21 protein-coding genes are annotated in these 20,649 nt (G+C 69.1%); 9 read left to right on the plus strand and 12 right to left on the minus strand.

Annotation, left to right across the window (positions count from 1 at the left end):
• Positions 1–30: 30 nt before the first annotated feature.
• The 8 genes from AC1D0A_RS08150 to AC1D0A_RS08185 all read left to right on the plus strand — a co-directional run bounded on the left by AC1D0A_RS08150 (position 31) and on the right by AC1D0A_RS08185 (position 6,554).
• Entirely contained in the window at positions 31–588 is a 558-nt protein-coding gene (locus tag AC1D0A_RS08150; RefSeq protein ID WP_028277007.1) for a hypothetical protein, read from the plus strand.
• A 66-nt stretch (positions 589–654) separates the two neighbouring features.
• Complete coding sequence (locus tag AC1D0A_RS08155) at positions 655–873, plus strand: helix-hairpin-helix domain-containing protein (protein WP_243179305.1); 219 nt, start codon at positions 655–657, stop codon at positions 871–873.
• 71 nt (positions 874–944) lie between these two features.
• Positions 945–1,922 carry an aldo/keto reductase gene (locus AC1D0A_RS08160; protein WP_243179303.1) on the plus strand — a complete coding sequence of 326 codons (978 nt, stop codon included), beginning with the start codon at positions 945–947 and terminating at the stop codon, positions 1,920–1,922.
• 113 nt (positions 1,923–2,035) lie between these two features.
• Positions 2,036–3,064: a nucleoside hydrolase gene (locus AC1D0A_RS08165; RefSeq protein ID WP_476945614.1), complete on the plus strand. Its 1,029-nt coding sequence runs from the start codon at positions 2,036–2,038 to the stop codon at positions 3,062–3,064.
• 144 nt (positions 3,065–3,208) lie between these two features.
• Complete coding sequence (locus AC1D0A_RS08170) at positions 3,209–4,030, plus strand: ECF transporter S component (RefSeq protein WP_243179295.1); 822 nt, start codon at positions 3,209–3,211, stop codon at positions 4,028–4,030.
• 50 nt (positions 4,031–4,080) lie between these two features.
• The gene (locus AC1D0A_RS08175; protein ID WP_476945547.1) at positions 4,081–4,839 is read left to right on the plus strand and encodes an energy-coupling factor transporter transmembrane component T; all 759 of its coding nucleotides are present in this window, start codon (positions 4,081–4,083) and stop codon (positions 4,837–4,839) included.
• Complete coding sequence (locus AC1D0A_RS08180) at positions 4,836–6,428, plus strand: ABC transporter ATP-binding protein (RefSeq protein ID WP_476945548.1); 1,593 nt, start codon at positions 4,836–4,838, stop codon at positions 6,426–6,428. The genes AC1D0A_RS08175 and AC1D0A_RS08180 overlap by 4 nt, the downstream gene beginning before the upstream one ends.
• 24 nt (positions 6,429–6,452) lie before the next feature.
• On the plus strand, positions 6,453–6,554 hold the full coding sequence (locus AC1D0A_RS08185) for a VOC family protein (RefSeq protein ID WP_476945549.1): 102 nt from the start codon (positions 6,453–6,455) through the stop codon (positions 6,552–6,554).
• Here AC1D0A_RS08185 and AC1D0A_RS08190 read toward each other — a convergent pair.
• From AC1D0A_RS08190 to AC1D0A_RS08230, 9 genes are all read right to left on the minus strand, one after another.
• The gene (locus tag AC1D0A_RS08190) at positions 6,551–8,803 is read right to left on the minus strand and encodes a 3-hydroxyacyl-CoA dehydrogenase NAD-binding domain-containing protein (protein ID WP_476945550.1); all 2,253 of its coding nucleotides are present in this window, start codon (positions 8,801–8,803) and stop codon (positions 6,551–6,553) included. The genes AC1D0A_RS08185 and AC1D0A_RS08190 overlap by 4 nt on opposite strands.
• On the minus strand, positions 8,800–10,137 hold the full coding sequence (locus AC1D0A_RS08195) for a thiolase family protein (RefSeq protein WP_476945551.1): 1,338 nt from the start codon (positions 10,135–10,137) through the stop codon (positions 8,800–8,802). Before AC1D0A_RS08195 ends, AC1D0A_RS08190 begins: the two co-directional genes overlap by 4 nt.
• 148 nt (positions 10,138–10,285) lie before the next feature.
• A complete protein-coding gene (locus AC1D0A_RS08200) occupies positions 10,286–11,644 on the minus strand; it encodes an HRDC domain-containing protein (protein ID WP_476945552.1) in 1,359 nt (452 codons plus the stop codon).
• 61 nt (positions 11,645–11,705) lie between these two features.
• A complete protein-coding gene (locus AC1D0A_RS08205; RefSeq protein ID WP_018772438.1) occupies positions 11,706–12,353 on the minus strand; it encodes a DUF3000 domain-containing protein in 648 nt (215 codons plus the stop codon).
• Between the two features lie 72 nt (positions 12,354–12,425).
• Positions 12,426–13,514 (minus strand): threonine aldolase family protein, encoded by a 1,089-nt coding sequence (locus AC1D0A_RS08210; RefSeq protein WP_476945615.1) that lies wholly within the window; start codon positions 13,512–13,514, stop codon positions 12,426–12,428.
• 128 nt (positions 13,515–13,642) lie between these two features.
• Positions 13,643–14,425, minus strand: a complete 783-nt coding sequence (locus tag AC1D0A_RS08215; protein WP_459384439.1) for an SDR family oxidoreductase — start codon at positions 14,423–14,425, stop codon at positions 13,643–13,645.
• A complete protein-coding gene (locus tag AC1D0A_RS08220) occupies positions 14,422–15,828 on the minus strand; it encodes a DUF6421 family protein (RefSeq protein ID WP_476945553.1) in 1,407 nt (468 codons plus the stop codon). The genes AC1D0A_RS08215 and AC1D0A_RS08220 overlap by 4 nt, the downstream gene beginning before the upstream one ends.
• A 164-nt stretch (positions 15,829–15,992) precedes the next feature.
• The gene (gene msrB, locus AC1D0A_RS08225; protein WP_476945554.1) at positions 15,993–16,517 is read right to left on the minus strand and encodes a peptide-methionine (R)-S-oxide reductase MsrB; all 525 of its coding nucleotides are present in this window, start codon (positions 16,515–16,517) and stop codon (positions 15,993–15,995) included.
• A 14-nt stretch (positions 16,518–16,531) separates the two neighbouring features.
• Positions 16,532–17,020 carry a hypothetical protein gene (locus AC1D0A_RS08230; RefSeq protein WP_028277022.1) on the minus strand — a complete coding sequence of 163 codons (489 nt, stop codon included), beginning with the start codon at positions 17,018–17,020 and terminating at the stop codon, positions 16,532–16,534.
• Positions 17,021–17,157: 137 nt separating this feature from the next.
• Between AC1D0A_RS08230 and AC1D0A_RS08235 the strand changes: the two genes are divergently transcribed.
• Positions 17,158–18,510 carry an alpha/beta hydrolase family protein gene (locus AC1D0A_RS08235; protein ID WP_476945555.1) on the plus strand — a complete coding sequence of 451 codons (1,353 nt, stop codon included), beginning with the start codon at positions 17,158–17,160 and terminating at the stop codon, positions 18,508–18,510.
• An 86-nt stretch (positions 18,511–18,596) separates the two neighbouring features.
• Here AC1D0A_RS08235 and ybaK read toward each other — a convergent pair whose 3' ends face one another.
• The 3 genes from ybaK to AC1D0A_RS08250 all read right to left on the minus strand — a co-directional run bounded on the left by ybaK (position 18,597) and on the right by AC1D0A_RS08250 (position 20,583).
• Positions 18,597–19,094, minus strand: coding sequence for a Cys-tRNA(Pro) deacylase (ybaK, locus tag AC1D0A_RS08240; protein ID WP_476851506.1), 498 nt, complete (start codon positions 19,092–19,094; stop codon positions 18,597–18,599).
• Positions 19,095–19,121: 27 nt separating this feature from the next.
• Positions 19,122–19,595 carry a SufE family protein gene (locus AC1D0A_RS08245; protein ID WP_476945556.1) on the minus strand — a complete coding sequence of 158 codons (474 nt, stop codon included), beginning with the start codon at positions 19,593–19,595 and terminating at the stop codon, positions 19,122–19,124.
• Between the two features lie 70 nt (positions 19,596–19,665).
• A complete protein-coding gene (locus AC1D0A_RS08250) occupies positions 19,666–20,583 on the minus strand; it encodes a sulfurtransferase (RefSeq protein ID WP_476945557.1) in 918 nt (305 codons plus the stop codon).
• Positions 20,584–20,649 lie beyond the last annotated feature (66 nt).

The raw sequence follows: 20,649 nt of genomic DNA on the forward strand, positions 1-20,649 counted from the left end.
GCGCCGGACGGCCCAGGAAGGAACTGGCATATGAGTGGAATTATCAGAGTTTACAAGCGTGACGAAGAGGGCACCCTGCACTTCAGGGAGGCCTGGTTTGATGAGGACTACAGCCAGTTCGTGATGAACCACGGCGTCGTCGGACACCAGAGCAAGACGGACGAGACCGACGTCGCGGACGCCGAGGCGGCGGAGCGCCTCATGGACGCCTTCGCGGCGCAGTGCGCCGAGGACGGCTACGCCGAAATTCCGGCGGAGGAACAGTCCTGGGTAGTAGCCCAGTACGCGCTGAAGACCAAGGAGGGGACCAGCCGCGACCGGTACCTCGAGGAAAAAGCCAAAGACGCCCTGATCAGCCATCTGGCCTGGCGGGGCCTGGGGATCGTGGACCGCAGCGAATTTTCCGACGCCCGGCTCAACATCTTCTGCCTCACCCCGGACGTGAATAAGACCGTCAACGCCATCAAGGTCTGCATCCGCGGCGAAGACCTCGACTTCACCAAACTGAGCATTGGCGCCGCGCCGTTTGGCGAGGATACTTTCAAGCTCAAGCACTCGCCGAAGCCGGCAAACAGCTTCACGCTTTAGGCAGCACGGGCAAGGAGCCGGGCACGGCTCACACCAGTTTGGGGGCACGGACTGAAAGGCAACGCAATGACGCGCAAACCCTCGAAACCAGGCTGCACCCCGCTGCCCGCGGGACTCGCGGCGCCCGCGCGAAAGTCGCTCGCGCACGCCGGGATCGAGACCCTCGAAAACCTCGTGCAGCTTGGCCGGCGCCGGCTTGCCGGGATGCCGGGCGTCTGCCCCCGGACCCTCGCGCAGCTCCAGGACGCCATGGACGAGCACGGGCTGAAGCTGCCGGCAGGGTAGCGGGGGTCCGCTCCTCCGCCGCCCGCGGCGGCCTGGCCGGGACACCCGCCGGGGCGATATAGGCTAAAACCATGACTGAATACCGCCGCGTTGGAACTTCCGGACTGTCCGTCTCTGTCGTGGGACTTGGCTGCAACAACCTGGGCCGGTCCGGGACCGTGACTGAATCGCAGGAAGGCACCGACGCCGTCGTGCACGCGGCGCTCGACGCCGGGATCACCTTCTTTGACGTCGCGGACGCCTACGGCCGCGAGCCCGGCCTCAGCGAGTCAATGCTCGGCAAGGCCCTCGGTTCCCGCCGCGACGATGCGGTCATCGGCACGAAGTTCGGCATGGACATGCGCGGCGCCAACGGCGAGGACTTCGGTGCGCGCGGATCCCGCCGCTACATCATCAAGGCGGCGGAGGCCTCGCTGCGCCGGCTCGGTACGGACTGGATCGACCTCTACCAGTTCCACACCCCGGACCCGCTCACGCCCATCGACGAGACGCTCTCGGCCCTCGACGACCTCGTCACCAGCGGCAAGGTCCGCTACATCGGCCACTCCAACCGGGCCGGCTGGCAGATCGCCGAGGCCGAGTACGTGGCACGCGCCCGCGGGGGAGCCCGCTTCATCTCCAGCCAGAACCACTACAACCTGCTGGACCGGCGCGCCGAACTCGAGGTCACCCCTGCAGCCGAGGCCTACGGCCTGGGCGTCCTGCCGTACTTCCCGCTCGCCAACGGCCTGCTGACCGGCAAATACTCCGCCGGCCAGGCCCCCGAGGGAAGCCGGCTCAGCCACACCCGCACCAACCTGGTCCACGACGCCGACTGGGAACAGCTGGGTGCCTTCGGCAAGTTCGCCGCCGACCGCGGGCTCAACGAAGTCCAGGTGGCCTTCTCCTGGCTGGCCGCCCAGCCGTCCGTCAGCAGCGTCATCGCCGGCGCCACCACCCCGGAGCAGGTACGCCAGAACGCCGCCGCCGTGGCCTGGAAACCCAGCCATGCCGACCTCGCCGAGCTGGACGACCTCTTCCCGCGCACGCCCAAGGTGGCGCTGTTCTGAACGGTCAAGATCTGAACAGTCCAGGTCTGAACGGTCCAGGTCTGAACACTGATCGTCTGAACAGTGCTGCAAGCGCCGGGGCGGCGGTACCTGCCGTGACGCATTCGATCCTGATGGATGTCGACACCGGGATCGACGACGCCCTGGCCCTGGTCTACCTGCTGTCCCGGCCCGAGGTCCACGTCCAGGCGATCACGTGCACCGCCGGGAACGTCGGGGCCCGGCAGGTGGCGCTCAACAACCTGGCCCTGCTGGAACTCTGCGGCCGCGAGGGCATCGAGGTGGCCATCGGTGCCGAGGTCCCGCTGGAGATCCCGCTGGTCACCACCGAGGAGACCCACGGGCCGCAGGGCATCGGCTACGCCGAGCTGCCGCCGCCGCGCCAGCAGATCTCGGCCCGGCACGCCGTCGACGTCTGGGTAGAGGAGGTGCGGGCGCACCCGGGGGAGCTCACCGGCCTGATCACCGGGCCGCTGACCAACTTCGCCCTGGCCCTGCGCCGGGAACCGGAACTTCCCCGGCTGCTCAAGGGACTTGTGATCATGGGCGGCAGCTTCTACTACCAGGGCAACACCACCCCGACGGCCGAATGGAACACCTCGGTGGATCCGCATGCCGCCAAGGAAGTGTTTGCCGCCTACCGGGGCCTGCCCGAGGACAAACTGCCGATCCTGTGTGCCCTGGAAATGACCGAGCGGATCGAGATGCACCCGGAGCACCTGCGCCGGCTTGGCGAGGCCGCCGGTGCACCGGAGCCCGAACTCGTCCTCCCCGAGCAGCCCGAAGGCCAGCGCAGCCGGTCCGGGAACCCACTCGTCGAGTGCCTCTCCGACGCCCTGCGCTTCTACATGGAATTTCACCGGCTCTATGACCAAGGCTATGTGGCGCACGTGCACGACGCCTTCGCGGCCTGCGCTGCCGCGGGGCGCACACCGTTCGCCACCCGGCCGGCCACGGTCGACGTCGAAACGGATTCGCCCCTGCTGATGGGTACCACGGTGGCCGATTTCCGCGGGCTGTGGGGGTTGGCGCCGAACGCCAGGATCGTCTCCGACAACAACCCCGGGCACTGCTTCGACGAATTGATTTCCTCGATCGGCGCCCTGGCCCGGGACGTGGGACGCCGGACGCCGACGGGCTGAAACCGGACAGTATGGCTGAGCCAATGCGGGGGGTGCCCACACGGGTCTGCGGATCGCTAGTATGGCCGCCGCTCGCTAGGATGGTAGCTGCGCCGAGGTGACATGAGGCGGAACTTGTTGCACCCAGCCAAAGGAACACCCCTCATGTCACAGCCAGCCCTCACCATCATTGCCCCTGGACAGGCGGCCGGCCGCAGGCGCCGCCTGCTCGAAATCGCCGGGGCCGCCGCGATCGCCGCCACCTACATCTTCCTGGTGCTGACCCAGCCCGCTGACATTGCCAACGGCCCGGCCAGCTTCTCGGCCCTCGTTGCCCTCGGCGGCTTCCTGCTCGGCGCAGTGCTGCTGATTGCGGCCGTCCTGCCGGCGCTGCCCACCTCCACCGTGGTCCTCATCCCGGTGGCGCTGGTCCTGAACGTGGTCCTCGGACAGCTGATGGGCAGCACGGGCCTGCCGTTCTACATCGACGCGATCGGCACCGTCCTGATCGCCGTCCTCGCCGGACCCGCAGCGGGCGCCGCCACAGGCGCGCTGTGCAGCATCGTCTGGTCCTTCTTCAACCCCACCGTCCTGCCGTTCGCCGCCGGTGCCGCCCTCATCGGCTTCCTCGCCGGCATGGCCGCCCGCGGCGGCCTGTTCCGCCGCTTCTACCTCGCCCCCGTCGCCGGCTTCGTCACCGGCATCCTGGCCGGCGTCGTCTCCGCCCCGATCGCCGCGTTCGTCTTTGGCGGCACGTCAGGGCTGGGTACCGGGGCGATCGTCAGCGCCTTCCGCGCCATGGGCGATACCCTCCTGGCCGCCATCACCAAGCAGGCACTGATTTCCGACCCCATGGACAAGGCGATCGTCTTCACCATCGCGGCGCTGCTCGCCTACGCCCTGCCCCGCCGCACCACCTTCCAGTTCCCCTTCGTGCGGCGCTACCGGGTGCTCGCCGGCAAGGCCCCGGCAGCACCGGACGCCTGAGCCCCGCGGCGGCTGGGACACCCCGACCCTGCGACACTGACACAGCGACCATGACACCGCGACTGCACCCCTTCACCACGCTGACCCTCGCCGTATGCGCCGCCGTCGTCACGACGGCGGCCGCGTATTGGCCGTTGTCTGTCGCCGTGGCCCTCGCCGCGGTGATCCTTGCCGCGCGCCATGGCATTGCGGGGCGCGTCCTGACCGCAGGAGCCGTGATCCTGACGCCCCTGTGCCTGTCCCTGCTGGTGCTGCACGGCCTCTTCTTCCCTGAGGGCCAGACCGTGCTGGCCCAGTGGGGCCCGGCGAGGGTCACGGCCGAGGGTCTGGGCTTCGCACTGGAGCTGGGAACCCGGACCACGGCCTGCGTGCTGGTATTCCTGCTCTTTTCCTTCACCGTGAGCGTCCCCGACCTCGTCTCCGCCCTCGCCGGGCGTAGGATCCCGCCGCAGTTCGGCTTCGTCCTGGCCTCCACGCTCACCCTCCTGCCCGCCGTCGCGGGCCGCCTGGACCGGATCCGGCAGGCCCAGGAAACCCGCGGGATGGTGGTCGGACGCGGCCTGCTGTCCCGCCTCGGCACCCTCCGTCTGCAGATGGTGCCGCTGGTCCTGGCACTGATTGACGACGCCGGAAGCCGGGCCCAGGCGCTCGACGCCCGCGGCTTCGGCAGCCCGGGGCCCCGGACCAGCTACCGCGAAGTCGCCGACCCGCCCGCCCAGCGGCTCTTCCGTGCAGCCGCGCTGGTGTTCGCGGCGGCCGCCGTCGCCGGGCGGATTATGGCCTCCTGGCCTGCCGGGGCGGCGTCATGACGGCCGCCACCCGCACGGCGCTTCAGATCCGGATCGAGGCGTTCACGTTCCACGGCGATGACGCCCCGGTGCTGAGGGATGCCGCACTCTCGGTCACGCCGGGTTCCCTGACCGCCGTCCTGGGCGGGTCCGGGAGCGGAAAATCCACGTTGGGCAAACTTTTGGCCGGCTGGCTCCGGGCCGGTCACGCCGGACAATTCCGCGGCAGCCTGGAGCTCGGTGGCACGGTGCTGGAATTCCGCGGCGTGCCCGAGGACCCCCGGATCAACCCCGCCGAGTGGTCCCGCCGCGTGGCCTTCGTTCCGCAGGACGCCGCGGCGATGCTCTCCTCGGTGCGCGCCACGGTCGCGGAGGAGTTGGCCTTCGGCCTGGAAAACCGCGCGACGGCCCGGGAGGACATGCTCCGCGCGGTGGAGCGCACGGCTGCCCGCACCGGACTCTCTCACCTGCTGGACCGGGACCCGGCCACGCTCTCCGGCGGGGAGCTGCGCCGGCTCGCCGTGGGCTGCGCCGTCATCGCGGAACCGGACGTGCTCATCCTGGACGAGCCGTTGGCATCGCTGGACGCCGCCGGAGCCGCGCAAGTCGAGGCACTGGTCCGCAGCCTCTGCGGCGCCGGGACCGGCGTCGTCCTCCTGAGCCAGGCGGCGGACCGGCTCGCCGGGGAAGCCACGCACTGGACGGTTCTCGACGCTCAGACGGCGCACGACGGCAGGACGGTCACCGCTGCCGGGACGGTCACCGCTGCCGGGACGCCGGCGCAGCTGGCCGGCTCTGCCGAACTGGAGCGCGCCGGAGTGATTGGCATAGGCGGGCCCGGCGGTATTGTGCCCAGCGTCCTGGGGTCCGGCGTTGCCGCCGGGGCCCGCCGTTCCGGGCCCGTGCCTGCCGCGGTGCCCGGTCCCGGCCCGGCATCGCTGGAACTGCGCGGGGTTGGGTTCGGCTACGCTGGGGACCCGCGGCGGCACGGCCCCGGCGCGCAGGACCGGGTCCTCCGGGACGTGGATTTGGCCGTGCGCCCTGGCGAGATCATCGCCGTGACCGGGCCCAACGGCGCCGGCAAGTCGACACTGCTGCGCCACTTCAATGGACTGCTCCGGCCCTCGGCCGGGGACGTGCTGGTCTGCGGGCGCAGCATTGCCGGCGTGCCGGTGGGAAAGGTCGCGGCTTCCGTGGGCCTGTTGTTCCAGCACCCCCGGGACCAGCTCTTCGAACGGACCGTCCTGCGGGAAGCCGCGTTCGGACTCCGGCAACTCTCCGGAAAGGCCGCCGCCGAGGGCAAGGCCCGGGCCGCTCTGGCCGCGGTGGGCCTGTCCGGTACCGAGGCGGCACACCCGGCCGAGCTGTCCGCCTCCCGGCAGCGGCTGCTCGCCCTGGCCACGGTCCTGGCCCGCGAACCGGCGGTGTTGGCCCTGGACGAACCGACCGTCGGGCTGGACCGGCACGGCCTCGAGGCGCTGCAGGGCGCCGTCGACCGCGCCGCCGCGCGGGGCGCCGCCGTCGTCATGGTCACGCACGACCTGGACTACGCACGGAGGAACGCGCACCGCGTCCTGGAACTCAGCGGCGGGAGGCTGCGGGAAATCTGACTGGGGCCGCGGGGTAGGCAGGGAATGCAACGCGCAATTTATGACGCGCAATGTATGATCCGGGACGGCCGGTGGTTCAACTTCAAGGACCCCGACGGCAACGTGCTGATGATCTGCGAGTGCTAGCAGCAACATGGCGCCGCCGGGATGCCCGGACACTGTCCCGAAAGCAGCGCCGCCGCCCGGACCAAAGTCCGGGCGGCCGGGGCCAGGAACTTCTTGCCGTTGACCCGTTCCGAGGCGCCCACCCGGTCCAGATACGGGGTGATCCCGCCCAGGAACATCGGCCAGCCCGCGCCGAGGATCATGCAGAGGTCAATGTCCTCGGGACCGGCCACAACGCCTTCCTCGAGCATCAGTCCGATTTCCTCCGCCAGTGCGTCCTGCGTCCGGCGCAGCACCTCCTCGCCGGTGGACGGGGTGCTGCCAAATGACATCAGCGCCAGGGTTTCGGCCGGAATGAACGGCTTGCCGTCCGGGCCCGGCACCGGTGCCCCGTTCTGCACGGCCCAAATGGACGTCACACCGTTGTCGATCAGCGCCTGCAGGTTCGCCGAGACCCTGAAGCGGTCCCCGAACGCCGTGTGCAGCGATTCCTGGACATGCTGCGCCACGGGCAGGCCCACCATGGCGCCGAGCACAAACGGCGTCATGGGCAGGCCCATCGGCCGCAGCGCGTTATCGGCCACGTCGGCGGGCGTGCCCTCGTCGAAGGCCGCGGTGACTTCACCCATGAGGCGCAGCAGGACGCGGTTGACCACAAACGCGGCGGCATCCCTGACCAGCACCGCCGACTTCTTGAGCCCCTTGGCGAGCTCGAACGCGGTGGCCAGCACGGCGTCGTCGGTCTTCGGTGCCCGCACGATCTCCAGCAGCGGCATCACAGCCACCGGGTTGAAGAAGTGGAAGCCGACCAGGCGCTCGGGGTGCTCAAGGTCCTCCGCCATCGCGGTGACGGACAGCGAGGACGTGTTGGTCGCGAGGATGCACTCTTCCGAGACGATCGCCTCGACTTCCTTGAAGACCTGCTTCTTGACGTTGAGTTCCTCGAAGACGGCCTCAATGACGAAGTCGGCGTCGGCGAAGGCCTCCTTCGAAACTGATCCCGTGACGAGCGCACGGGTGCGGTTGGCGGCGTCGGCGCTGATCCGGCCCTTCGCCAGCAGCTTGTCCACCTCGGCATGGACGTACCCCACGCCCTTGTCCACGCGGGCCTGGTCGATGTCCGTGAGCACCACGGGCACCTTGAGCTGGCGGGCGAAGAGCAGGGCGAGCTGGCTGGCCATCAGGCCGGCACCGACGACGCCGATCTTCGTCACCGGGCGGGCGAGCTTGCGGTCCGGGGCGCCGGCGGGACGCTTGGAGCGGCGCTGCACGAGGTCCAGGAAGGCGTACACAGTGGAGCGGAACTCGTCGGTCTGCATAAGGTCGGCGAGCGTCTCGCATTCGAGTTCAGCGGACTGCGCCTGGGTCAGGGTGCGGTTGGCCTCCATGACATCCAGGACCTTGGCGGGCGCCGGGGAAGCGTTGGAGATCTTCGCCTCCACGAAGGCCCGCCCCTTGGCGACGGCGGCCGCCCAGCGGGCGGCGACCTCCGGAGCGGACGGGTCCACGGCGTTCGCCCGCTCCGGCGCCACGGCACCGGCAATGACTTTTGCGGCCCACGCCAGGGACTGTTCCACAAAGTCGGCCGGCTCGAACATCGCGTCCGCCATGCCCAGCTGGTAGGCCTGCGGCCCGGTGAGCATGCGGTTGTTGCTCAGCGGGTTTTCGATCATGACCTTGAGGGCGTTCTCCGGCCCGATCAGCCGCGGCAGGATGTGGACCCCGCCCCAGCCAGGGATGAGTCCGATAAACGCCTCGGGAAGGGCCAGAGCGCCGGCGCCGGTGGAGACCGTGCGGTAGGTGGACTGCAGCGCGATCTCCAGGCCGCCGCCCAGGGCCAGGCCGTTGATGAACGCAAAGCTCGGCACGCCGAGGTTCGCCAGGGTGGCGTAGACGTCGTGGCCGAGCTGGGCCATCCACAGGCCCTGTTCGCGTCCGCTGACGGACTTGACCGTGGAGAGGTCGGCGCCGGCCACGAGGAAGTACGGCTTGCCGGTGACGCCGACGCCGGCAATCTCGCCCCGGGCCGCGCGTTCCTTCAGCCCTTCCAGGACCGTGCCGAGTTCGATCAGCGTGTTGGGTCCGAGGGTGGTGGGCTTGGAGTGGTCCAGGCCGTTGTCGAGGGTGACCAGCGCGAAGATGCCGGGGCTTTTGCCGTCAGTCGTCTCCCCATCGTCGACGGGCGGCAGTTCGATGTCCTGGACGTAGGAGTGGGTGACCGTCTCGTTCGGGAAGAGGTCTGCAAGCTTGCGGAAATCAGCGGCGCTCATGCTGTGGCTCCAGTCTCGGTGGTCGTGGTCGCTGCGTGCTGTGCTTCGGTGTTGTGCATTTCTATGCCCGGTGCTTCGGTGCCGTAATCCGCGTGATGCGGGTTCTCCCAGATTACGGTGGCGCCCATGCCCAGGCCGATGCACATCGTAGTCATGCCAAAGCGGACCGAGGGGTCCTCCTCGAACTGCCGGGCCAGCTGGTTCATCAGCCGGACCCCCGAGGACGCCAGCGGGTGCCCGACGGCGATCGCGCCGCCATACCGGTTGACGCGCGGGTCGTCGTCGGCGATCCCGAAATGGTCCAGGAAGCTCAGGACCTGGACGGCGAAGGCCTCATTGATTTCGAAGAGCCCGATGTCCCCGATGCCGAGCCCGGCGTTCTTGAGCGCCTTCTCGGTGGCCGGGACCGGGCCGATGCCCATGACCTCGGGTTCCACACCGGCGAAGGCATAGCTCACCAGGCGCATCCTGACCGGCAGCCCGAGTTCCTCGGCGGCATCCGCGGAGGCCAGCAGGGCTGCGGTGGCGCCGTCGTTCAGGCCCGCGGCGTTGCCCGCCGTGACCCGGCCGTGGGCGCGGAACGGCGTCTTAAGCGTGGCCAGGTCTCCGAGCGAGGTACCGGGGCGCGGGGGTTCGTCCACGGTGTTGACGGTCCAGCCCTGGCCCGGCTTCATCGTGGCGACGGGTACGAGGTCGGGCTGGATCTGGCCGTTGGCGTAGGCTGCGGCGAGTTTGTCCTGCGAGGCGACGGCGTAGGCGTCGGTGCGGTCCTTGGTGATGGCCGGGAAACGGTCGTGCAGGTTCTCGGCCGTGTTGCCCATGTTCAGCGCGGCGGGGTCCACGATCCGTTCGGACATGAAGCGCGGGTTGGGGTCGGCGCCGGCGCCCATCGGGTGGTTGCCCATGTGTTCCACGCCGCCGGCGATTACGACGTCGTACGCGCCGAAGCCGATGCCGCTCGCCGTCGTGGTGACGGCGGTCATGGCGCCGGCGCACATGCGGTCGATCGCGAAGCCGGGCACGGTGCGGGGGAGCCCGGCCAGCAGGGCGGCGGTGCGGCCGATGGTCAGGCCCTGGTCGCCCGTCTGGGTGGTGGCGGCGATCGCGACCTCGTCGATCCGGTCCGCGGGAAGCGAGGGGTTGCGGCGCATCAGTTCGCGGATGCACTTGACCACGAGGTCGTCGGCGCGGGTGCCGGCGTAGATGCCCTTGTCGCCGGCGCGGCCGAACGGGGTGCGGACGCCGTCGACAAAGACGACGTCGCGCACGGTCCTGTTTCTTCCGATGCTCGGGTTTGCGCTGCTGGGTTTTCCGCTGGTGCGGGCTTGGCTCACGGCGTACTCCTCATTGAGACATGGTGCCGGAACCGTGCCGGTGGCAGGGGTTGCCACAGGCAGGAAAGTTCCGAACGACATCATGCATCATGTTACTCGCCAGTAACATAGCTGGCAAGGAGGAGACGAGCGTCCCGGGAAGGAGCTGCTAGACGGTGGAACCCGACGGCGCCTCCGCGGCGGCCTTGGGTTCCTTTGCGGGCAGCGGCTCGGGGTGCAGGAAGGCCTCGGCAATGAGCGGAGCCGTGATTTCGATCTGCCACTGGCGCGCCCCGAGGTTCGCCAGTTCCTCGGCCACGCCTTCCTCGCTGCATTCTGCCGGTGGACGCCAGGCGACCCGCCGAAGATAGTCCGGGGTCAGCAGGTTCTCCACCGGCAGGTTCAGTTCCTCGGCCCTGCCCTGGAGTTTCGGACGGGCGGTGGCGAGCCTGGCGGCCGCCTCCGGGTCCCGGTCCGCCCAGACGCGCGGGGGCGGGGGAGCGTTGGTGGGCAGGTGCAGCGGCGGCAGGTCCTCCAGGGCCCGGGCCACGCCGATGCAGCGCAGCCAGCGGGGGGCTTCCCGCTGCGCGGCGCGGCCGTGGAAGCCCTTGGTGCCCAGGAGCTGGGGAACCGTGGAGGGCATCGCCTTGGCCGCGGCGACGAGCGCGGAGTCGGGGATCAGCCGGCCGGGGGCGACGTCACGCTTCTGGGCCAGGGAATCGCGTTCCAGCCACAGCTCCCGGACTGCGGCCAGTTGGCGGCGGTCCCGGATCTGGTGCAGTCCGGAGGTCTTGCGCCACGGATCAACGCGCGGCGGGGCCTGTCCGGCTTCGAGGATGGCGGCGAATTCCTGCTCGGCGTATTCCAGTTTCTCGTCCGCCACGAGCAGCTCAATCAGTTCCTCGCGCAGCTCGGTCAGGACTTCGACGTCGAGCGCGGCGTAGCGCAGCCACGGTTCCGGCAGGGGCCGGGTGGACCAGTCGGCGGCGGAGTGTTCCTTGGCCAAGCCGAAGCCCAGGAGCTGTTCGATGACGGCGGCGAGGCCCACCCGGGGCAGTCCGGCCAGGCGGGCGGCGAGCTCGGTGTCGAAGAGTTTGTCCGGCCACATGCCGAGTTCGGACAGGCAGGGCAGGTCCTGGCTGGCGGCGTGCAGGATCCATTCGACGCCGCGCAAAGCGTCATTGATGATGCTGAGGTCACCGAAAGGTTCGGGATCGATCAGCCAGGTTCCGGAGCCTTCGCGCCGGATCTGGACCAGGAAGGCGCGCTGGCCGTAGCGGAATCCCGAGGCGCGCTCCGCGTCCACGCCCGCAGGGCCGTGGCCGGCGGCGAGAGCCGCGGCGCAGCGTTCGAGTCCGGACCGGGTTTCAATGACCAGCGGCACGCCGTCGCGGGGAATGTCGAGGTCGATCACTTCAGGGACCAGGCTGTCGAAGCCTTCCACGGTGATGTGGGCTGTGGTGTCAGCAGCCTCGGCCGTGGTGCGACTGGCGCCGGCCGTGCTGATTTCCGGATTCTGAGGGGTCATGGTCTCTACAGTTTACCGACAACATGGCGTATAGGACCGTGACCGCGGCCGAACAGGCGCCTCATGCGTGTCCGCGGGGGCGGCGGGGAAGGGCCGTGACGCCCTCGGGCAGGGGCGGCAGTCCGGCGAAGGTGCAGACCATGTCCGACCACGCCTCCAGGTGCGAGGTGATGTCCGGGGTGGCCGGGGTCCAGGAGGCGCGGAGCTCAATGTCGATTGAATTCGGCCGGTCCGACAACGTTCCAAAGCTCTCCGAGAGCACCCGGGTGGCGGTGCCGCCGGCGGAGCGGTAAGGGGCCTGATGGTTCTCCAGCGCTTCGACCAGCCAGGTCCACGCCACGGACCCCAGGAGTTCGTCGTTGCCCATCTCGGGTTCCAGCTGGGCGCGGATGTAGGTGACGATCCGGAATTCCCCGTCCCACACGGCAGAGCCGTCGGGATCGTGGAGCAGAATGAAGCGGCCAGTGGCCAGCTCGACGTCGTCGCTGCCGGACGCCCGTGCCAGGGCAGCGGCGGCCGGGCCGTGGACCGGTCCGCCGGCGGGGGAGTCGCCCGGGCCGATCACTTCCGCGCCCAGGGCCACCGCGAACGGCGCCAGACGGGACGGGGCCGGAATTTCGTCCAGGTGCAGCTCGCTGCGGCACCGTGCCTGCCGAAGGGTCCCCAAGGCGAAGAGGAAATCTGCCGGAACCTGATCGAGGGAGCTCACCTTGGAAGGTTATGCAACGGCCGGAGCCCTGCCCGGCAGGCTCGCCGCCGGGCAGGGGAAGCGGTGCACGGTTCAGGCAGCGGCGAGCTCGCGCTTGATGGCCGCAATGAAGGAATCAACGTCATCCTCGGTGGTGTCGAAGGAGCACATCCAGCGGACCTCGCGGGCCGCCTCGTTCCAGTCGTAGAAGCGGAAGGACTTGCGCAGCCGGTCCGCGACACCGGCAGGCAGGACGGCGAAGACGCCGTTGGACTCGGTCTTCTGGGTCAGTTCGACGCCGGGGATCGCCTCGACGCCGGCGCGCAGCCGGGAGGCCATGGCATTGGCGTGCGAGGCCGAGCGCAACCACAGCTCACCCTCGAGGAGGGCAATGAACTGGGCGGACATGAACCGCATCTTGGAGGCCAGCTGCATGTTCATCTTGCGCAGGTAGACCAGGCCGTGTGCGGCCTCAGGGTTCAGGGCGACCACAACCTCGCCGAACAGCAGGCCGTTCTTCGTGCCGCCGAAGGAGAGGATGTCCACGCCGGCGTCACGGGTAAAGGCCCGCAGCGGGACCCCCAGGTGGGCGGCGGCGTTGGCCAGCCGGGCACCGTCCATGTGCAGCTTCATGCCCTTTGCGTGGACATGCTCAGCGATGGCCCGGACCTCGTCCGGGGTGTAGCAGGTGCCAAGCTCGGTGGTCTGGGTGATGGACACGGCCAGCGGCTGGGCGCGGTGCTCATCGCCCCAGCCCCAGGCTTCCTGGTCGATCAGTGCGGGGGTGAGCTTGCCGTCGGTGGTGGGGACCTGCAGCAGCTTGATGCCGCCGATCCGCTCCGGTGCACCGTTTTCGTCCATGTTGATGTGGGCGGTGGAAGCGCAAATGACCGCACCCCAGCGCGGGAGGAGCGACTGCAGGGACAGGACGTTGGCTCCGGTGCCGTTGAACACCGGGAAGCACTCGATGCCTTCGCCGAAGTGCTCTTCCATCAGCTGCTGCAGACGCGCGGTGTAATCGTCCTCACCGTAGGAGACCTGGTGGCCTTCGTTGGCGGCGGCCAGAGCCGCGAGAACTTCCGGGTGCACGCCGGAATAGTTGTCCGAGGCGAAGCCGCGGACGGAGGGATCGTGGAGCCGCACCGAAGTGCCGGCAGGGACAGTGTCAACTGTGCTGGTCATCGTTTTGCTCACGCTTTCAGTCTAAGAGGTCGGGCCGCCCGGGCTAAGCCCGGGGCCCTGGATCGGGGCCCAGACCCTGTGCCACAGACGCTGGGGCTGTGGATCCGAGCCGCGGAATCAGGGATGTTTCAGCGGCTGAGCAGCAGCCGCTGGCCGTTCAGGTCGCCGGCAGGAGCGTTGAAGAGTCCCGCTGCGGCAGCCGCCAGGTCAGCCACGTCCGTGAAGCCCGGGAATTTGCGGTCCGGGGCCTTGGCCCGCATTTGCGCGTCAACGAGGGCTTTCACCACGAAAATGACGGCGGCGCTGCGCAACGCGGCGCTGTCCTGCCCGGCGTTGTCCTGTTGCGAGCTGTCCTGCCCGGGAGTGCCGGTGGCGTTGCCCGCGGCGTGGGCCCGGCGGAAGCCGTCAGCGACCGCCAGCGTCCAGGCCTCGGCGGCCGCCTTGGCCGCGGCGTAGCTCGCCCCCGCCGCCGTCGGGGCGCTTACCGCCGTGGAGGACACCATGGCGAAGCGTCCGGCCTCCGAGGCAGCGAGGTCGTCGAAGAAGACGCGTGTGACGTTCCGCAGGGTCGTGACGGCGTTGCGTTCCAGGAAGTCCCAGTCGTCGTCGCTCTGGTCCGTGATGCCTTTCGCGCCGCGCCAGCCGCCCACCAGGTGGATAACGCCGTCGACGCGTCCGGCCATGCCTGCAATGCTTTCCCGCAGGGCGCGGACGTCGGCCAGGCTGGCGAGGTCGCAGGCGAGCGGCGTGACGCCGTCGCCGGCCTCGGCGGCGGCTGCCTCGATGCGCGCGGCATCCGATCCGACCGTGAAGACCCTGTGGCCGGCGCCGCGCAGGGCGCGGGCCGTCGCGATTCCCGACGGCCCGCTGCCCCCCGTGACCAGCACGTTCAAAGTGCGTCCGGCGCTCATCCGGCGTTCAGGGCCTGGGGGTCGCCGGACTTTGATCCCGTGTCTGAGGACCCTGTGATGCCGGCAGTGGATTCGATGACGGGACGCATCTTCTTCTCCAGCGCCTCGTAGAACATGGAGAGCGGGAACTCGTCGTCGAGGACCTGGTCCGTGAGGCCGCGGGGCGGACCGTCCAGGGGGAGGGCGTCCGGACCCTTGGCCCAGACCGAGGCCGGGTTGGGCGTGACCGTGCCGGAGATGAGCTCGTAGGCGGCGAGCCAGTGGGCCATCTTGGGGCGGTCGATCGAGCGCCAGTAAAGTTCCTCGATCTTCGCGCCGAGTTCAACCACGACGTCGGCAGCCTCGTCCCAGTCGATGCTGAGTTTGCTGTCGGTCCAGTGCAGGACGTGGTGCTGGTGCATCCAGGCGAAGAGCAGCTGGCCGCCAAGGCCGTCGTAGTTCCGCACGCGAGTGCCGGTAATGGCGAAGCGGAAGATGCGGTCGAAGATCACGGCGTACTGGACCAGCTTGGCGTGCCGGCGGGCCTCCGGGTCAGCGTCCTCGTCCTTCTCGATCTTCACGGATTCGCGGAAGGCGGTGAGGTCGCAGCGCAGCTCCTCCAGTGAATAGAGGAAGAACGGCATGCGCTGCTTGATCATGAACGGGTCGAAGGGCAGGTCGCCGCGCATGTGGGTGCGGTCGTGGATCAGGTCCCACATGACAAAGGTTTCCTGCGTCAGCTGCTGGTCCGCCAGGAGCCCGGCGGCGTCCTCGGGCAGCTGCAGGGAGGTGATCTCGGCGGCGGCGCGCAGGACGCGGCGGAAGCGTGCGGCCTCGCGGTCGGCGAAGATCGCGCCCCACGTAAACGTCGGGGTCTCGCGGACCGCGACGGTCTCGGGGAACAGGACTGCGGAGTTGGTGTCGTAGCCTGCGGTGAAGTCGAGGAACCGGATCGGGACGAAGAGCTTGTTGGAGTATTCGCCGGTTTCCAAGCCGCCGATGAATTCCGGCCAGATGACCTCGATCAGCACGGCCTCGACGAGGCGGCTGCTGCTGCCGTTCTGCGTGTACATCGGGAACACGACCAGGTGCTGGAGTCCGTTGACCCGGTGCTGCTGCGGCTGGAACGCCTGCAGGGAGTCCAGGAAGTCCGGGACCCCAAAGCCGCCATCGGCCCAGCGGTCAAAGTCGGTGACCAGCAGTTCCAGGTAGTTCGCGTCGTGCGGGAAGGACGGGGCCAGGGCCGCGACCGCCGTGGTGATGGTTGCGACGTGGCCGGCCGCGGCTTCGTGGGCTTCGGCATCCGGCACGGATCCGTCCTGGACCTGGAGAGCGCGCAGGGCGGTGGCGGCAGCCTTGAGCCGCAGCCATTCCTGGTTGCCGGCGGTGATCGGGGCGGGGGCGGTAAGAGCGGTCGTGGTCATCGTCGACGGTCGCCTTTCTGTTTGCTGTGGAGCGTGTCGCTGGATCTGAATCGAGCGTAGCAAGCAAGCAGAGACTCTAATGCAAAATTGCCTCGAGCATAAGAAAGTCTGTGGCAAGTGATTCTGAAAAGCCGTTCCAGCGGAAGGAGAGGCAGGGCTGCGGGCTACTGCCCGGCGTCGTCCGCGGGAACCAGCTTCAGGGAAACCGAGTTGATGCAAAAGCGCTGGTCCGTGGGGGTGCCGTAGCCCTCGCCGTCGAACACGTGCCCCAGGTGGGAATCACAGGTGCTGCAGCGGACTTCCACCCGGTCCATGCCCATGGTGCGGTCATGGATGTAGCGGACGGTGCCCTCGGCGAGCGGCGCCCAGAAGGACGGCCAGCCGCAGTGCGAGTCGAACTTTTCGTTGCTGGTGAAGAGGTCGGTGCCGCAGGCCCGGCACTTGTAGACACCCCGGGTGTGCGTGTCCCAGTATTCGCCGGTGTACGGCCGCTCGGTGCCTGCCTGGCGGAGCACGCGGTACTCCTCAGGCGTCAGTTCCTCGCGCCACTGGGCGTCCGTCTTTTCGACGGGCGTTCCGGCCGGAGTCTGGTCAAAGGCCGTGGCGGCGGGGTCGGCGGCGGGTTCGGTCGCGGGCTCGGTGGCGGGCACTGCCGAGGGCATGGATTTAGGCCTGTTAAAGATACTCATAGCCTCAATAACGCTCAGGAGTCCCCGATAAATCCCGAACCGGCGTACAGATGCAGGACGGGCAGCCCCAGCTTGTCCTGTGCCTTGGTGGCCCAGTCGGTGTGGAACGTGTCGGCCACGGCGTGCGGGCGGGTGATGACCACCGCCTGTCCGGCGCTGAGTTCCTTGACCTTGGCAACCAGGCCGTCAACGGCCTTGCCCTCGACGACTTCGCCCGAGACGCCGCCGCCCAGACCGGCCAGCGCGGCCAGTGAGGCGGCCAGGGTGTCGGCTGCTTCGGCCCGCTCCCCGGCGGGATCCGAGTGTGCTGTCAGTTCACGGAAGGCCTTGGCGATTTCAAGCATGGAAAGGTTTTCCAGGAAATCCACCACCAGGTGCCGCTCGGTGTTGGCCGGCACCAGGATCAGCAGGGGCGCATCACCGCCGGCAATCAGGGTTTCAATATTGACGCGGTCATCCGCACCGAGGGGCTCTTCTGTCAAAATGACGATTGGATCACTCATGACCCCAGCCTAGTCGCGCTCGTGTTGACCTGCATCGTTGTGTCCCGGGGGACCCTGGCGTGTCTGTACCGGCCCGACCGTGCGCCTGAAACCCCGCCGATGCCGTGGTTGGGCTGCGCTTCAGTAAGAATGGTGCCATGGCATCCTCCCTGCGCCTCCGCCCGGACCTCCGCCAGGCCGCTGCCCGCCAGGCCGCTGCCCGCAGAACAGCACTCCCCGTCGCGCCAGCCCCCGGCGGCGTGACGTCCGGGAGCGCCAAGTGGGCGGTGGGGGGCATCATCGGCGGCAGCGCCGCTGCGGGCGTCCTCGCCGCCGGCTCCTCGGCCCTCGCCCTCTACTTCGCCCGCCGCGTCATCACCCCGGCCCGGTTCCGGGCAGAGGACCAGGAAGTGCTGGCCGTCATCCGCGAGGGACGGGCCCTGCGGGTCATTTTCGCAGCCACCCCCGACGCCACGGTGGACGGGGTGTACGGATTCTTCTTCGACGGCGGCCGCGGGCATGCGCGGATCGGCCGGATCCTGTCCTACTCCCCGGCCGAACGCACCGTGCTGCGCGAGGTCGAGCACGTCTACAGCGGTGACATGGCCACGGCCCGGCGCGGCTGGTGGAGCGGTGCGGCCTATCCGGATCCGGCCGCCCTGGGGTTTCCGGTGGAGGACGTGCTGATCGACGTCGACGCCGGGACCGCGCCGGCCTGGCTCGTCCGCGCCGCGCCGGCCGTGGCGGAGGATGTGGCCCCCGACGTGTGGGCGATCATGGTGCACGGGCGCGGGGCCACCCGGCAGGAAGGGCTGCGGGCCGTCCGGACCGCCAGGGAACTGGGCATGTCCAGCCTGCTGATCTCCTACCGCAACGACGGCCTGGCCCCGTCAGCCAGCGACGGGCGGTACGGCCTGGGCTCCACCGAATGGCGCGACGTCGAGGCCGCCATCGGCTACGCCGTGCAGCAGGGCGCCCGCGAGGTGGTTTTGTTCGGCTGGTCGATGGGCGGCGCGATCTGCCTCCAGACCGCTGACCTTTCCCGGCACCGCCACCTGATCCGGGCCATGGTCCTGGACGCGCCGGTGATCAACTGGGTCAACGTGCTGGCCCACCACGCGGAGCTGAACCGGATTCCGTCGTCCGTGGGCCGCTACGGACAACTCATGCTCAGCCACCGCCTGGGCCGTCGGCTGACCGGCCTGGCCGCGCCCGTCGACCTCAAAGCGATGGACTGGGTCTCGCGGGCCGTGGAGCTGAGGACGCCGACCCTCATTGTGCACAGCGTGGACGACGAGTACGTACCTTACGGGCCCTCCGCGGCGCTGGCCGAGAAAAACCCCGAGATGGTCACCTTCGAGCCCTTCGACAAGGCCCTGCATACCAAGGAATGGAACGTGGACCCGGAACGCTGGGAGCGGCAGGTCTCGGCCTGGCTCCGGCAGCAGCTGGCGCCCCGCGCCAACCCCGGCGACCAGGAGCCTCCGGCCGGCAATGCCGCATCCAGTTAACAGTTCACTGACAGTTCGCTGACAGATCACGGCAGTGTTGTGCACGAACAATGCGGCACCCTGTCGTCTCGACATCTGGGGCCGGGTCAGTCGCGCCGGGTCCCGATCCTGGCGGTGCGGGCAGCCGTGAGCCGAATGAGCTCGGCCGGATCCAGCTCGATGTCCAGGCCGCGCCGTCCGCCCGAAACGAGGATGGTCTCCAGCGCCAGTGCGCTCTCATCCACCACCGTGGGGGAGGACTGGCGCTGGCCGAGCGGTGAGATGCCGCCGAGAACGTATCCGGTCCGCCGCTGCGCCGCGGCCGGATCGGCCATCTCTGCTTTCTTGCCGCCTAAAGCCGCGGCCATCGCCTTGAGGTCCAGGCTGCCGCTGACCGGCACGACGCCGACGGCGAGCCGGCCGTCGACGTCGACCATCAGGGTCTTGAACACCCGGTCAGGGTCGACGCCGAGCACTTCCGCCGCTTCCAGGCCATAACTGGCCGCCGCGGGGTCATGGGTGTAGGGGTGGGCCACAAAGGGAACCCCGGCGGCCGCGAGTGCCGCGGTGGCCGGAGTTCCCTGCGACGCGTGCTTGCGGGCCATGTTCTCTGGCTGTCCGGGCGCTGAGGGTCAGGACTGCGCCGACGGCTGGCGGTCTCCGGACGCGACGACCTTGCGCTTGATCCGGCCCAGCATGGCGGTCATTCCGCGCATGCGCAGGGGAGTGATGGCCCGGGTGAGGCCCAACAGTTCGGGCATGTCGTCCGGGACGGCCAGGATTTCCGCGGCGCTGAGCCCGTCGAGTCCTTCGTGGAGGACTCCGGCAAACCCGCGGGTGGTCGGGGCCTCCTTGGGTGCCTTGAAGTAGAGCCGGACGCGCTCAGGCGAATCGTCGTCGGCCTGTTCCGTCTCGACGGTGAGGAACAGCGGCGTCTGGCACTCCACTACCTGCTCGAGCAGCTCCGGGTGATCCCGGAGCCGCTCCGGAAGTTCCGGAAGCCCCTGCGAGAACTCAAGGAGCAGCTGCAGCCGCTCTGCTTCGGTCAGGGCCTGGAAATCGTCGACAATGTCCGCCAGCGCGGCGGGGAGGGCTGAAGTATTCATCACTCCCAGCTTACGCAGGCGCGCCGATTGTGTCCCTGTCGGGACCGGTCCCGCTCCACGGTCACCGCGGCTAACGGCCGGCCGGAACCGCGCCGCGTTCGGCACCCTTGACGATCGGGACGCGCACGGCGTTGCCCCATTCGGTCCAGGAGCCGTCGTAGTTCCGCACGGTCTCAAAGCCCAGCAGGTACTTCAGCGCAAACCAGGTGTGGCTGGACCGCTCGCCGATCCGGCAGTACGCCACGACGTCGTCGCCTTCGTTCAACCCGGCCTCGCCGAGGTAGAGGGCCTCGAGCTCGCCGCGGTTCCGGTACGTGCCGTCGCCGGCCGCCGCACGGGCCCAGGGGATGGAGGCCGCCGTGGGGATATGGCCGCCGCGCAGCGCGCCCTCTTCCGGGTAGGCGGGCATGTGGGTGCGCTGGCCGGTGTACTCCTCGGTCGAGCGGACGTCGATCAGCGGCTTGCCGAAGTGCGCCAGGACGTCATCCTTGAAGGCGCGGATCGGGGCGTCGTCCCGCTCCACGACGGGGTAGTCGGCGGGGGTGGCGGCGGTCGTGACGGTGGAGAGCGCCCGGCCTTCCGCGATCCACTTGTCCCGGCCGCCGTCCAGGAGCCGGACGTCCTCGTGGCCGAAGAGCGTGAACACCCACAGGGCGTACGCGGCCCACCAGTTCGACTTGTCGCCGTAAATGACCACCGTGCTGTCCCGGGAAATGCCCTTGGACGCGACCAGCGCGGCGAAGGCTTCGCCGTCGACGTAGTCGCGGGTCACCTCGTCGTTCAGGTCCGTGTGCCAGTCGATTTTCACCGCGCCGGGGATGTGTCCGGTCTCGTACAGCAGGACGTCTTCGTCGGATTCGACCACCACGAGATTGCCGCCGTCGAGGGCCCCATCCTCGATCGCGGTGGCCAGCCATTCCGTGGACACCAGGCGGTCAGGGTGGGCGTAGGCGGCGAATTTCTCGTTCTGCTCAACGGGGTAGGTCATTGCGATGGCCTTTCACTTGAACGGTCAGGAGGCCGGGCGCGGAAAGCGTGCGCCGCGCCAGGCCTG

It is taken from the genome of Arthrobacter sp. P1_D4 (genome assembly GCF_056406115.1).

Coding starts and splice junctions, on each gene's coding strand:
- AC1D0A_RS08185 (WP_476945549.1), top strand. CDS start 6,453: ATGCAACGCGCAATTTATGACGCGCAATGTATGATCCGGGACGGCCGG.
- AC1D0A_RS08170 (WP_243179295.1), top strand. CDS start 3,209: ATGTCACAGCCAGCCCTCACCATCATTGCCCCTGGACAGGCGGCCGGC.
- AC1D0A_RS08230 (WP_028277022.1), bottom strand. CDS start 17,020: ATGAGTGATCCAATCGTCATTTTGACAGAAGAGCCCCTCGGTGCGGAT.
- AC1D0A_RS08200 (WP_476945552.1), bottom strand. CDS start 11,644: ATGACCCCTCAGAATCCGGAAATCAGCACGGCCGGCGCCAGTCGCACC.
- AC1D0A_RS08160 (WP_243179303.1), top strand. CDS start 945: ATGACTGAATACCGCCGCGTTGGAACTTCCGGACTGTCCGTCTCTGTC.
- AC1D0A_RS08180 (WP_476945548.1), top strand. CDS start 4,836: ATGACGGCCGCCACCCGCACGGCGCTTCAGATCCGGATCGAGGCGTTC.
- AC1D0A_RS08155 (WP_243179305.1), top strand. CDS start 655: ATGACGCGCAAACCCTCGAAACCAGGCTGCACCCCGCTGCCCGCGGGA.
- AC1D0A_RS08215 (WP_459384439.1), bottom strand. CDS start 14,425: ATGAGCGCCGGACGCACTTTGAACGTGCTGGTCACGGGGGGCAGCGGG.
- AC1D0A_RS08165 (WP_476945614.1), top strand. CDS start 2,036: ATGGATGTCGACACCGGGATCGACGACGCCCTGGCCCTGGTCTACCTG.
- AC1D0A_RS08245 (WP_476945556.1), bottom strand. CDS start 19,595: ATGAATACTTCAGCCCTCCCCGCCGCGCTGGCGGACATTGTCGACGAT.
- AC1D0A_RS08220 (WP_476945553.1), bottom strand. CDS start 15,828: ATGACCACGACCGCTCTTACCGCCCCCGCCCCGATCACCGCCGGCAAC.
- AC1D0A_RS08190 (WP_476945550.1), bottom strand. CDS start 8,803: ATGAGCGCCGCTGATTTCCGCAAGCTTGCAGACCTCTTCCCGAACGAG.
- AC1D0A_RS08150 (WP_028277007.1), top strand. CDS start 31: ATGAGTGGAATTATCAGAGTTTACAAGCGTGACGAAGAGGGCACCCTG.
- AC1D0A_RS08250 (WP_476945557.1), bottom strand. CDS start 20,583: ATGACCTACCCCGTTGAGCAGAACGAGAAATTCGCCGCCTACGCCCAC.
- AC1D0A_RS08235 (WP_476945555.1), top strand. CDS start 17,158: ATGGCATCCTCCCTGCGCCTCCGCCCGGACCTCCGCCAGGCCGCTGCC.
- ybaK (WP_476851506.1), bottom strand. CDS start 19,094: ATGGCCCGCAAGCACGCGTCGCAGGGAACTCCGGCCACCGCGGCACTC.
- msrB (WP_476945554.1), bottom strand. CDS start 16,517: ATGAGTATCTTTAACAGGCCTAAATCCATGCCCTCGGCAGTGCCCGCC.
- AC1D0A_RS08175 (WP_476945547.1), top strand. CDS start 4,081: ATGACACCGCGACTGCACCCCTTCACCACGCTGACCCTCGCCGTATGC.
- AC1D0A_RS08210 (WP_476945615.1), bottom strand. CDS start 13,514: ATGACCAGCACAGTTGACACTGTCCCTGCCGGCACTTCGGTGCGGCTC.